Below are 12,960 nucleotides of genomic sequence, written 5' to 3' on the forward strand. Positions count from 1 at the left end.
GATGTGTAAGTGGCACAACCCTTTTTATTTTGTTACTTGTTTATTATCTTCATTTTTTCGTAATTCCCTAATAAAATAGGATGGTTTAATTTTAATTTGTTTATAAAAAGCATTAGAAAAAGTTTCTGCACTATTATATCCCATCTCATTGGCGATAGCTTTTATAGTAAATTTTCGTAATGTGCTATTTGTCTTTAGCTCTTTTACTGCGTGTGCTATACGAAGTTCATTGAGATAAGTAGTGAAGGTTTTATTCTTATAATAGTTAATCACCCTAGACAAATATTTAACATTGGTATCAATATCATTAGCTATTGATTGTGCGCTGATGCCAAGAGTAAGATATTTTAGTTCTTTTTCAAATTCATCTAATTTACTTAATATATGAGTTACATGTTTTTCAGGGACTTGTATAGTTTTATTAGCAGCAACAGTTTCTGTTTTTTTATCCATACGTAGAGGCTCAGAAACTGCAGTATGTTCTTCCATTAGTTTTTCAAATCTTAAACGATACAACCTTTTTTTTCTATATTGATAATAGAGCAAGCCACCAGAAGATAATAGTAATATAATAAGTATCAGTATACTTGATATATATGTCCTATTGCTTTTATTCAATTTTTCTATCAATACACCTTGTTCTTTTTTTAATAAGGGGATGTCATAATCTTCTTTTACTTTTTTACTAATAAAAATTTGATCATTTAAATATTTATCCAGAACAGTATTGAGTTTATTAAGGTATTTATTTTGATTTTGTAAATCATTTATGCTCTTGTAATAATTTTTTAGATATTCATAAGTCTTAATATGAGCATATTGAGGAGTAGATTTTAGCGTTTCTAATATAGAATCTGTTTTTTTAAAATAAGATATTGCCTTTTCTCTATTACCTAGGTCATTATATGATTTTCCGAGATAATAATAACTATCAATTGTCTTTGCCTTATCCTCAAACTCAATCATTGTGGGTAGAGCTTTATTAATACTATCAATAGCCGTTTGATACTTTTTTTTTACATATTGGTTAATACCTTCACAAAGTATAAAGTACGACTTCATGGAAACTACATTAGAATCAGTGCTTATAGAAGCTTTCTTATAACCCAGTGTATTGTAATAGGTAGTAGAATCATATCTTTTGAGTCCTAAATAAGTTTCAGCAATGATATGTAATGTGTATAAATAACGAAACTTATGTGTATATTCAGTTTCATTAGAATAATATTTCTCACACTTTTTAAAAATAACCAAAGCTTTTTCTTTGTCATTTAAATGCTCACTTTTAATAGTAGCAATATGATAATCTACTCTGTACACTAAATCAATGTTTTTATTTAAAATGGCGTGTTTACGTGCTTTGTTTAGGTTATCAATTGTTTTTTTAATATTTCTTTTTTCGTACAAAAAAAGTTGAGCTTTAGCAAAATAAGCAAGAGCTGGATATTCTTTATCTTGCTTATTCTTTGTAATCAGTATTATACTATCTAGATATTTTTGTTGTTCTTCATAGTTTGATATAAAGCTAAATAGATCTAGGCCTTTAGCAATTTTTAAAGTGTCTCTATTATGTTTTGCTCTTTCTAAATAATATTCAGCAATTTTTTTAGCTTTTGTAGAATCTGTCTTTCGAATTTCGAAAAACTGTTGAACAAGTTCTTTGTAATTCTTTTGTTGTAAAGAATCTGTAAAATTTTGTACCGTTAGTGAGGTCGAAGCAAAAAGAAATTGAAGTAAAAGATAACATATGAAAAACCTATACATAATATTTTTTTGGAGGAACATTTATTTTAGAGCAATATGCTAGTGCCATTCGCAAAAATAACATTATTTTTATTGGTCGAGTAGATTGCAATATAAATCATATAGTATAATAAAAAAATGAAAATAGATCTTAGAAGCGATACGATTACCAAGCCTACTCCAGAAATGCTTACCGCTATGATGAATGCTGAGGTAGGGGATGATGTATATAAAGAAGACCCTACAGTAAATGCATTAGAAGAAAAGGTAGCACATATGTTTGGTAAAGAAACTGCATTGTTTTTCCCCTCGGGGAGTATGGCAAACCAGGCAGCGATTAAGTTGCATACACAACCTGGCGAACAATTAATTGCTGATGAATATGCTCATGTGTATAATTATGAAGGAGGAGGGGTTTCTTTTAATAGTGGCGTATCTTGTAAATTACTAAGTGGGCATAGAGGTATGGTTACAGCTACCCAGGTAGAAGCAGCAATTAATCCGCCAGATTTTTATCATAGCCCATTAACAAGTTTGGTGTGTATAGAAAATACAACCAATAAAGGAGGTGGAGCATGTTATGATTTTGAAGAAATTAAAAAAATAAAGCAAGTATGTGATCAGAATGATCTGGGATATCATTTGGATGGAGCACGACTATGGAATGCCCTTGTAGCCAAAAATGAAAGCGCTATACAATACGGAGAAATTTTTGATTCGATCTCTGTTTGTTTAAGTAAAGGTCTGGGAGCACCAATAGGATCTGTTTTGATTGGCGATGCTAAAATTATGGAGAATGCAATCCGAGTCAGAAAAATCTTAGGAGGAGGAATGCGTCAGTTAGGGTATTTGGCAGCAGCAGGATTATATGCTATTGAGCATCATATCGACCGATTAGCAGAAGATCATAAAAGAGCTAAAGAAATTGGCGAAGTATTAAAAAAACTACCTTTTGTAACACAAATCGAACCCATAGATACCAATATAGTTATATTTGTTGTAGATGGCGATGAGGAAGATTTTATTGCACAGATGGCATCAAAAGATGTTCATTTTTATGGAATGGGGCAAGGCAAATTAAGATTTGTGACGCATTTGGAATATACCCAGCAAAAGCATGAGCACTTTTTAGAACTGTTAACTTCAGTAACTCTGAATAAAAATAAAGCTGTTCATATATAATGAACAGCTTTATTTATAAACACTTAAAAATTAAATTTCTTTAGTATCGGCACCAGATGCATTTTCTTTTACAGAATTGATACCATTTTCCATTCCAGACTCAGAAGCATACATTTGACTACTACCTATTATCTGGCCATTACCAGCTTTTAGGTTAAAATAGAACTTACCATTTTTAGCTGTTTTACGTTCGTATCGACCATCTTCAGATGCATTTTTCTTAACTGAAGCGATTCCATTTTCAGCAGCAGATTTACTGTTGTAAACCTCACTACTTAAGATAACTTGTCCGTTTTTTGCTTTTAAGGTAAAATGATAGCTGGACCCTTCCTTATTTTTGAGTTCAAACATATTGTCAGATTTTAGTTAATTTTTTAGCTTTTGTTAAAATTATAGAATTAAAAGGAGAAAGAAAAATATAAAAATAGCTAACTGCATTTTTTTAAAGCCAACGTCCTTATAATTGATAACAAGGCTATTTAAATAAATCCAGTCCAGGAATATTTGGCATACCTTCCTTTGCTACTGCAGCCAATTCTGTTTCATTAACCTGTGTTGCTTTTGCAATAACATTATTTAAAGCTAAAATTAAATAATCCTCTAACTGTTCTTTGTCTTCTAATAGTTGATCAGATATAGAGATTTTTTTGACTTCTCTATTAGCTGTGAGTGTGATTTTAAGCAAACCATCAGGACTTTCTTCATCTACTAAAACGGTGTTTAACCTTTCTTTAGTTTCCTCTACTTTTTTCTGAGTTTCCTTTAATTTACCCATCATCCCCATCATATCTCCAAACATGTGTATGTGTTTTTAAAATTTATAAACACAAAATTAGTACTTTGGCTGTTAATAAACTAACAAGATTATTATGAAAACTTCATTCATTATATTCTTATTATCTCTTATTTTCGCAACTTCTTGTAAAAAAAACACCATGACGACATTGGATTCTAAAGTTCAACCACCTATAGTAGCTAAAAAGCCTACAAATCTTGAAAAGCATGATGATGTGCGTGTTGATAACTATTTTTGGTTAAATGACCGTGAAAACCAAGAGGTAATTGACTATTTAGAGCAAGAGAATACCTATAATGATAAAATGACTGCTCATACAAAGAAGTTTCAGACAGATCTTTTTGAAGAAATGAAGAGTCGTATTAAAGAAGATGATTCTTCGGTTCCGTATAAATTAAATGGGTATTGGTATTTAACCCGTTTTGAAAAAGGAAAAGATTATCCTATATATTCTAGGAAAAAAGAAAGTCTTGATGCAGAAGAAGAAATCCTCTTTGATTGTAATAAAGAAGCCGAGGGACATAGTTATTATAGATTATCTGGACTTAGTATTAGTCCTGATAACACACTGGCGGCATTTGGTGTAGATACTGTAAGCAGACGTAAATACACTATACGAATAAAAAACCTTGAAACGGGTGAAATATATCCAGAGACTATAGAAACAACGACAGGTGGCAGTACTTGGGCTACAGATAGTAAAACTTTATTTTACACCAAAAAAAATGACGAAACATTGCGGTCTGATAAAATTTATAGACATGCTTTGGGAACTCCGGTATCAGATGATATAGAGATTTTTAATGAAACAGATGATACCTTTTCTACATTTGTTTATAAAACCAAATCTAAAAAATATCTTGTCATAGGATCAAGCAGCACATTAACTTCAGAATATAGAATTTTAAGAGCCGATGATCCTACAGGAGAATTTAAAGTTTTTCAGCCAAGAATAAGAGGAGTAGAATATGGAATTGCCCATTACGATGATCATTTCTATGTATTGACTAATGCAGATGAAGCTACTAATTTTAAACTAATGAAAGTGTCTGAAGGTAATACTGTCAAAGAGAACTGGAAAGATGTTATACCACACCGGAAAGACGTTTTGCTTGAAGATGTAGAGATTTTTAAAGAGTATTTAGTTATTAGTGAGCGTAATAATGGTCTTAATAAGATTAATATTAAACGATGGGACGGTACAGCTAATTATTATCTTCCTTTTGATAACGAAACCTATACCGCTTATGTGAGTACAAATCCTGATTTTGATACCAAAAACCTTAGGTATTCTTATAATTCTCTTACCACTCCTAATTCTGTAATTGATTTTGATATGGAATCTAAGAAAAAAGAAGTGAAAAAGGAACAAGACGTACTTGGTGGTAAGTTTGATAAAAATAATTATGTTTCAGAAAGAGTATGGGCAACAGCAGAAGATGGAACTAAGATTCCTATTTCATTAATATACAAAAAAGGAGTAAAGAAGGACAGAAATAATCCATTATTACAATATGGTTATGGCTCATATGGATCAACTATTGATCCTTATTTTTCTACAGCCAGATTAAGTTTATTGGATAGAGGGTTTATTTATGCCATTGCTCACATAAGAGGAAGCGAATATCTGGGAAGATCCTGGTACGAGGACGGAAAACTTCTTAAAAAGAAGAATACATTTACTGATTTTATTGATTGCTCAAAATCTTTAATCGCGCAAGGATATACCTCTGCCAGCCATTTATATGCAATGGGAGGTTCTGCCGGAGGATTATTGATGGGAGCGATAGTTAATATGGCTCCAGAATTATATAATGGAGTAGTGGCAGCGGTGCCTTTTGTAGATGTTGTAAGTACGATGCTTGATGATAGTATCCCGTTAACCACAGGAGAATACGATGAATGGGGTAATCCTAATGAAAAAGAGTACTATGCGTATATGAAATCATATTCTCCTTATGATAATGTTGTAGCTCAAGAATACCCAAATATGTTAATAACTACTGGTTTACATGATTCTCAGGTGCAATATTGGGAACCGGCAAAATGGGTAGCAAAATTAAGAGAGTTAAAGACAGATAATAATTTATTAGTATTGCATACAAATATGGAAGCCGGACATGGAGGAGCTTCAGGGAGATTTGAAGCACTTAAAGAAGTAGCAGAAGAATATGCCTTTTTATTAGATTTAGAAAGTATCAAAGAGTAATTAAAAAAAAATAATGTAACTTCGTACCGTTTTTGTAACAGTTAGTGGACCCCCATTTTATTCCACGAATCTGTAAAACACATTTATATGAGAGAAGATATTAGGGCTTATAATAATGTTTTAGAGCTTATTGGCGATACCCCGCTTATAAAATTAAACAGAATTATGAAAGACTTTCCGGGAAATTACTACGCAAAAGTAGAATCTTTTAACCCGGGACACTCCACCAAAGATAGAATTGCACTTTATATTATAGAAGAAGCAGAAAGAAGAGGTATTCTTAAACCCGGTGATACCATTATTGAAACAACAAGTGGTAATACAGGTTTTAGTTTAGCAATGGTTAGCGTGATCAAAGGCTACGATTGCATTCTTGCTGTTAGTTCTAAATCCTCTAAGGATAAAATTGCAATGCTTAAGAATATGGGAGCAAAGGTATATGTATGCCCGGCCCATGTAAGTGCTGATGATCCAAGATCGTATTATCAGGTGGCAAAAAGACTTCATGAAGAAATAAAAGGATCTGTATATATAAATCAATATTTTAATGAATTAAATATTGATGCTCATTATAATTCTACAGGACCAGAAATTTGGGATCAAACCAATGGTAAGCTTACACATTTTATTGCATGTTGTGGAACCGGAGGAACTATCTCAGGTACTGCAAGATTTTTAAAAGAAAAAAACAGTAATGTACGTGTTTTAGGAATCGATGCTTATGGATCGGTTTTAAAAAAGTACCATGAAACCAGAGAATTTGATGAGGAAGAAATATATCCTTATAGAATTGAAGGTCTAGGTAAAAATTTAATCCCTACTGCAACAGATTTTGATGTTATAGATAAATTTGAGAAAGTAAGTGATGAAGATAGTGCACATACAGCTAGAGAATTAGTAAAAAAAGAAGGGCTGTTTTTAGGATATACAAGTGGCGCAGCTATACAAGGTGTAAAACAACTTGCTGAGCAAGGTGAGTTTGATGAAAATAGTAATGTTATTGTTATTCTTCCTGATCATGGATCACGATACATGAGTAAAGTATTTAGTGATGATTGGATGACAGAGCAAGGATTTTTTGATAGCAAGAATGAAATTGATGCAACAAAAGTTCAATTCATTAAATAAAATATATTTAAAATAGAATTATAAACATCTCGATATTTCGGGATGTTTTTTTTGATATAATTTTTACAATATGCTTCTTACTTCCTCAATTGTTGATATCAATTTTATTTATTAAATTACAGAAAATCATTAAAATACTTGTGGTTCATTGTGTAGTAGATTTTATAAAGTGTTAAAATAACACTTTATAAAAGTGAAATTGAATATAATTATGTCATCAAATCAATTTTCCGTATTTTCGCACACTTATAAGAAACAATTTTTTGATAAATGAGAGATTTATTTGATAAGATTTATAAAGACAAAGGACCATTAGGAAAGTGGGCGGATCAGGCAGAAGGATATTTTGTTTTTCCTAAACTAGAAGGGCCTATATCAAATAGAATGAGGTTTCAAGGGAGAGAAGTAATTACCTGGAGTATCAATGACTATTTGGGATTAGCAAATAAAGAAGAAGTTCGTAAGGTAGATGCAGAAGCAGCTGCAGCTTACGGGTCTGCATATCCAATGGGAGCAAGGATGATGAGTGGGCATACAGATCTTCATGAACAGTTACAAGATGAATTGGCAGAATTTGTCGATAAAGAGGCATCATATTTATTAAATTTTGGATACCAGGGAATGGTTTCTACTATTGATGCACTGGTAAGCAAAGATGATATCATTGTATATGATGTAGATGCACATGCATGTATTATTGATGGAGTACGATTACATCAAGGACAACGCTATACATATCGACATAATGATATAGAAAGTATTGATAAAAACTTGATGAGAGCCACAAAAATGGCACAAAAGACCGGAGGAGGAATTTTACTGATTTCAGAAGGTGTTTTTGGAATGCGAGGAGAGCAAGGAAGATTAAAAGAAATTGTAGCTTTAAAAGAAAAGTATAACTTTAGATTGTTTGTTGATGATGCACATGGATTTGGTACATTAGGAGCAACAGGAGCAGGAACAGGTGAGGAGCAAGGTATTCAGGATCAAATTGATGTGTATTTTGCAACTTTTGCTAAATCTATGGCTAGTACAGGAGCGTTTATTGCTGCCGACCAAGAGATTATAGATTATTTAAAGTATAATTTACGTTCTCAAATGTTTGCAAAATCATTGCAGATGCAATTAGTAGTAGGAGCTCTTAAGCGTTTAGATATGCTTAGAACAATGCCTGAACTAAAAGCTAAGCTATGGCAGAATGTAAATACTTTGCAGAATGGGCTTAAAGAAAGAGGTTTTGACCTAGGAACTACACAGAGTTGTGTTACACCAGTATATTTAAAAGGAAGTATTCCTGAAGCTATGGCTCTGGTAAAAGATCTTAGAGAGAATTATGGAATTTTCTGTTCTATTGTAGTATATCCTGTTATACCTAAAGGATTAATATTATTGAGATTAATCCCTACAGCTTCTCATACTTTGGAAGATATAGAAGAAACACTTAATGCGTTTTCTGCAATACGAGAACGATTAGAAAACGGAACTTATAAACGTATGTCTGCTGCTGTTGCTGCTGCAATGGGAGAATAAAGAGCTAACTTCTATATTTCTTGAAATAAGGAGTTGATTTGACTACAAAATAAATAGAATTATAAAAAAGGCTACTAAAAAGTAATTTTAGTAGCCTTTTGAGTATAAATACTCTAAGTATTTTAGCAATGACAAGTCACATTTAATGTTGGGTCTTTGGTGATCTGCTCATCCATACGTGCTCCACCAACAATTTTTCTAAGATTTAATTCTGTAACAGTTGACTTTTCAAGGGATAATTTTTTGAAATTTAATTTTTGTTTTTTCATAATCGTAATGATTTAAAGTAAATTAATATTTAATAGATTTTTCCCGAACCATTATAGACACTCAGGCATATGTCTTTGTGTTTACTGTTGTTACATTTTGTAACTGAGGTAAATGTATAATTTGACTATAATGTTATGTCCTGATTCTTTTAGTCTTCAAGAAATCAGGACAATATTTTGATGAAAGAAAAACATATAGATCAAACTGAGACCAAATCTGGATGTTTAGCTACTTGGGAAGTTGTTAAGGAGATAATCAATATCTATCATATAAGGAGGTGCCATATTGATTAGCTCTTGACTATATTAAAAAAAGGATCCAACTTTAAAAAGTCAAACCCTTAATATTTTTGTTTTTAGATTGCTTTATATCTATTTACAAAAATGTCTGTCAAATACACACGTTCCATTTTCGCAACGACATTTTCCATCAAGCCTTTCTGCACAATTAAGAAGCAGACAGATATCTGGACCACGATATCCTCCAATAATGGTTGTCTGTTCTTGTTTTTTTAGCTTTTTAACTCCATTTACATTTAAAATGTTTTTTAACATGATTTACAGTTTTAAGAATTTGAAAACTCTGATTTTTTTAAAGACACTCAGACTTTATGTCAAAGTTTTATATCTACTTATTATAAGTAGGAATGTTGGTCTTACTAAAAATAGATAAAATCTAAGAAGATGGTGTTAGCTATTCATTATTTAACTAAGTATTAATAATTTTAAATATAAAATTAGGATTACAATAATCCTTAACACATTAATATGTAGATAAAACTAAAGGACGTTAAATACTTTTTCTAAACGTTCGCCTCATCTTGTGTTGCTCATGTTCATAGCCATTCCAAAGGGCCTGGATTGCTTTATTTTCTTCAAGTTCGGGATTAGTTTCGACAACTTCGATCCCATTACGAAGAAAAGCTTCATTCATTTCTTTAAAAATAAGTGCAGTAACTCCTTTATTTTGGTATTCAGGATCTACTCCTATAAGATAAAAAGCTGCTGTATCATTTCTACGCTGTGCTTTTAGGATATGAAGAAATCTTAGAGGGTATACTTTACCATTCATTTTTTTCAAAGCTTTGGAAAATGAAGGCATTACGATAGAAAATGCTATGAGTTTACCTGTTTTATCCGCGATGCAGGTAATATACTCGGGATTTAGATATGGTAAGTATTTTTTCTTATACATATCTATTTGGTATTGCTGTATAGGAACAAAAGTTTGTAAACTACTATAGGTTTTATTTAGTAGATCAAACATGTCATCAGCATATTGAAGTATCTCTTTGCTTTTGTTAAATTTAAGGAGTTGAAGCTGATAACGTTCTTTAATAACCTGAGCAAATTTTATTACCTTTTCTTTGGTCTTTTTCGGAACTCTTATTTTGTATTCTACCCATGTAGCAGCAGGTTCAAAATTAAGTTGCTCCATATGTTTCGAATAGTAAGGGTAATTGTACCAGGTAATCATGGTATTTAACTCTTCAAATCCTTTAATTAGAATTCCTGCTTTATCCATATTTGAAAAACCTACAGGGCCCTCCATATATTCTAAACCATGCTGAGTTCCATATTCTGAAACTTTTTGTAATAATGCTTTGGTTACTTCAATATCATCAATGACATCAAACCATCCAAAACGTACTTTTGGTTTTTTTTGTTCGTTTACTTCAATCCAATTGATAATTGCAGCGATTCTTCCTACTATGGTATCGCCTTTGTAAGCTAAGAAATATTTTGCATCAGAGTTTCTAAAAACAGGATTCTTCTTTGGATTCATCACATCTACTTCTTCCTTGATAATAGAAGGAACATAATATGGGGAATCTTTATATAATTCAAAAGGAAATTTAACAAACGTTGTTAAATCTCCTTTTGAAGTAATTTCTTTAATCGTAATCATATATCATCTCTAATTCATCACAAATATATAATCCTTTTATTAAATATTATGATTGCATACAGATCATTTTAATAATAATTGCATTAGATTCTTTATTTAAATGCTTAAAAGAGTTTTATTCCTGCTTTTTTCACCACTACTGATCTATTTTTTCTAATTCTTTGTCTAGATCCGAGTCATCGGTCTTATTATCTTTTTCCTCTTTGTTTTTGCGTTTTTGTTCTTCTTTTTTTCTTTTCTTTTCTTCTTTTTGACGCTTCTTTTTCTCTTTTTTTCTTCTCTTTTCTTCTGCTTTCTTATTTTTTTCTTGCTCCTTTTGGTACTTTTCGTACTCAGCATCTACATCTTCCTCTTGCTTTTTCTCTTCTTTTTCTTCTTGCTTTTTCTCTTCCTTTTCTTTATTGTCAGAATCTAGCTCTTTTTCCATTTTTTCGAGTTCCTGGAGCTCTTTATCTATATCTTGTAGCTCTTGATCAACCCCTTGTTGTTTCTCCATTTTATCCAATTCAGCATCAATATCATCGATCATTTTTTGCTTTTCTTTCTCTGCTTGGATTTCAGCTTTTTCAGCTTTTCTAGCTTCTTTTGCTTCACGTTTTAGACGTCTAGCTTCTTCTTTCTTAAATTTCTTACCTTCTTTTTTAGCGATCTTTTCATTTTCGATACGCTCACGCTCCAGTCGTTCTGCAGTTCGTCTTTCATCAAGATCTTTTTCAATACCTTCTCTTAGACTATCATCTTCAAAATCATTAACAAAAGGAGTTGTTTCTAATTTAAGACTATCATTTTCATTTTCTTCACCTTCTTCACGGTCATCAAACTCATCTTCATTTTCTTCATCATTTTCTCCTTCACCTTTATTCTCTTCTTTTTCTCCGTCTTTAATACCACCTTCTAATCCTGGCTGTTCAATGATCTCGTCTTTGGTATGCCAGTCAAATCGATAAGAAGCCCCAAAACTAAAAGTAAAAATAGAAGGGGTATCTTTAAAATTGAATGCAATATTTGCATCCAACTGTAAGTCTTTATTATATAAATAGGCCCCTCCGAGTCTAAGAATATTATCACTGTAAAAATCACTTTTTTGTCCCTGGTATTCTCCAAAAGCTGCCCATTTCTCATTAATTGCATGGGTAGAAGTAATAATCCAACCAATAATCGGATCATCTGTAGTTACTTTATCAACAATCAAGTTGGTCACTAATACCCAGTTTCCATTTAAACTAGTGGTCCAGTTATTCTGAGTCATTAAAACAATCTTTGGGCTAAAAGTATCGTCGTTTGGCGCAGTAAATGGATTGTCCTTTGATACAAAATTAGCTCCAACATAAGCAGAAACTGCTGGGATAAGGCTTTTCCACTTAAACCTGTAGCGCTCTTTCCAGCTTTTTAATTCATCATAATTAGTAGAATCTTTTTTTGGTCTCTTATAGGGATCGTAAATAAGGTATTTTGCACCAATCGTATTTACTTCAAAATTACTTCTCTTTATTTTTTCTTCGTTACCGCCAATGGTTTGTCTAACCCCATCTGCTCTAAATGTACCATTTAACCTAAGTTCTAATTGTTCAATTAACAAGCCATATCGCACAGAATAATCAAACTTAAAAACATTAGTCTTTGTATTAAGGAGTTTATGTTTCTCTTTTCCAAAACCAAAACCACCTTCTAATTGTAAAACATTATTACCAACCGAAAAAGCACCTTGTGATGTACCAGGTCTATTGGTATTGATCTTCTCGGTATATTGTGCAGAAACCGTTAGGCTACATAAAAATAGGGTAATTAATAACAGAATAGACTTAGGGCACATATTCAATAGATTTGGTTCAAATATAGCAGATTTTATCATTTTTTTAGGACTGTCTACCTGTAATTGTATGCAGAGTTCATTATTTTTGAAAAAAAATGTTATGCAAGAAGCATCACTACAAGGGGTATTAAAGATAATTCTCATTATAATCTTAGTATATTATGGACTAAAGGTAATAACGCGATTATTTGGTCCTCTATTGCTTAGATATGTTACAAAGAAAGCAGGAGAGAAATTTAAACAACAATTTGATCAATACCAACAACCCCAGCAGTCTGCAGAAGGTGAAGTAACTATTGAAAAAAAATCGAAACAAAATTCTTCTAATAAAGATGTAGGAGAATATATCGATTATGAGGAAATTGATTAATTTGGCTCTTT

The 12,960-nt window shown here is 31.7% G+C and carries 12 protein-coding genes; 5 read left to right on the forward strand and 7 right to left on the reverse strand.

Features of this window, described 5'->3' with window-relative positions:
- Window positions 1-24: 24 nt before the first annotated feature.
- Window positions 25-1,764 (reverse strand): helix-turn-helix domain-containing protein, encoded by a 1,740-nt coding sequence (locus tag DG435_RS00275; RefSeq protein WP_159025700.1) that lies wholly within the window; start codon window positions 1,762-1,764, stop codon window positions 25-27.
- A gap of 117 nt (window positions 1,765-1,881) precedes the next feature.
- On the opposite strand from DG435_RS00275, the gene DG435_RS00280 reads away from it, so the two are divergent.
- The gene (locus DG435_RS00280) at window positions 1,882-2,925 is read left to right on the forward strand and encodes a low specificity L-threonine aldolase (protein WP_106794115.1); all 1,044 of its coding nucleotides are present in this window, start codon (window positions 1,882-1,884) and stop codon (window positions 2,923-2,925) included.
- Window positions 2,926-2,955: 30 nt separating this feature from the next.
- On the opposite strand, the gene DG435_RS00285 is transcribed toward DG435_RS00280, so the two are convergent.
- Window positions 2,956-3,276 carry a YegP family protein gene (locus DG435_RS00285; protein ID WP_106794114.1) on the reverse strand — a complete coding sequence of 107 codons (321 nt, stop codon included), beginning with the start codon at window positions 3,274-3,276 and terminating at the stop codon, window positions 2,956-2,958.
- Between the two features lie 124 nt (window positions 3,277-3,400).
- Window positions 3,401-3,724: a YbaB/EbfC family nucleoid-associated protein gene (locus DG435_RS00290; protein WP_106794113.1), complete on the reverse strand. Its 324-nt coding sequence runs from the start codon at window positions 3,722-3,724 to the stop codon at window positions 3,401-3,403.
- 70 nt (window positions 3,725-3,794) lie between these two features.
- Between DG435_RS00290 and DG435_RS00295 the strand changes: the two genes are divergently transcribed.
- The 3 genes from DG435_RS00295 to DG435_RS00305 all read left to right on the forward strand — a co-directional run bounded on the left by DG435_RS00295 (window position 3,795) and on the right by DG435_RS00305 (window position 8,588).
- Window positions 3,795-5,930 (forward strand): S9 family peptidase, encoded by a 2,136-nt coding sequence (locus DG435_RS00295; protein WP_106794112.1) that lies wholly within the window; start codon window positions 3,795-3,797, stop codon window positions 5,928-5,930.
- Between the two features lie 87 nt (window positions 5,931-6,017).
- Window positions 6,018-7,058 (forward strand): PLP-dependent cysteine synthase family protein, encoded by a 1,041-nt coding sequence (locus DG435_RS00300; protein WP_106794111.1) that lies wholly within the window; start codon window positions 6,018-6,020, stop codon window positions 7,056-7,058.
- Window positions 7,059-7,328: 270 nt separating this feature from the next.
- Entirely contained in the window at window positions 7,329-8,588 is a 1,260-nt protein-coding gene (locus DG435_RS00305) for an aminotransferase class I/II-fold pyridoxal phosphate-dependent enzyme (protein WP_106794110.1), read from the forward strand.
- 122 nt (window positions 8,589-8,710) lie between these two features.
- Here DG435_RS00305 and DG435_RS25360 read toward each other — a convergent pair whose 3' ends face one another.
- From DG435_RS25360 to DG435_RS25805, 4 genes are all read right to left on the reverse strand, one after another.
- Window positions 8,711-8,857, reverse strand: a complete 147-nt coding sequence (locus tag DG435_RS25360) for a hypothetical protein (RefSeq protein ID WP_159025699.1) — start codon at window positions 8,855-8,857, stop codon at window positions 8,711-8,713.
- A 372-nt stretch (window positions 8,858-9,229) separates the two neighbouring features.
- On the reverse strand, window positions 9,230-9,412 hold the full coding sequence (locus DG435_RS00310) for a hypothetical protein (protein WP_106794109.1): 183 nt from the start codon (window positions 9,410-9,412) through the stop codon (window positions 9,230-9,232).
- 235 nt (window positions 9,413-9,647) lie between these two features.
- Complete coding sequence (locus DG435_RS00315; RefSeq protein WP_106794108.1) at window positions 9,648-10,766, reverse strand: GNAT family N-acetyltransferase; 1,119 nt, start codon at window positions 10,764-10,766, stop codon at window positions 9,648-9,650.
- Window positions 10,767-10,902: 136 nt separating this feature from the next.
- Complete coding sequence (locus DG435_RS25805; protein ID WP_234420900.1) at window positions 10,903-12,618, reverse strand: transporter; 1,716 nt, start codon at window positions 12,616-12,618, stop codon at window positions 10,903-10,905.
- Between the two features lie 61 nt (window positions 12,619-12,679).
- On the opposite strand from DG435_RS25805, the gene DG435_RS00330 reads away from it, so the two are divergent.
- Window positions 12,680-12,949, forward strand: coding sequence for a DUF4834 family protein (locus DG435_RS00330; RefSeq protein ID WP_024769555.1), 270 nt, complete (start codon window positions 12,680-12,682; stop codon window positions 12,947-12,949).
- Window positions 12,950-12,960: the final 11 nt, after the last annotated feature.

Origin of the sequence: Aquimarina sp. Aq78, assembly GCF_900299525.1 — a bacterium.
In the GTDB taxonomy this organism is placed as follows: domain Bacteria; phylum Bacteroidota; class Bacteroidia; order Flavobacteriales; family Flavobacteriaceae; genus Aquimarina.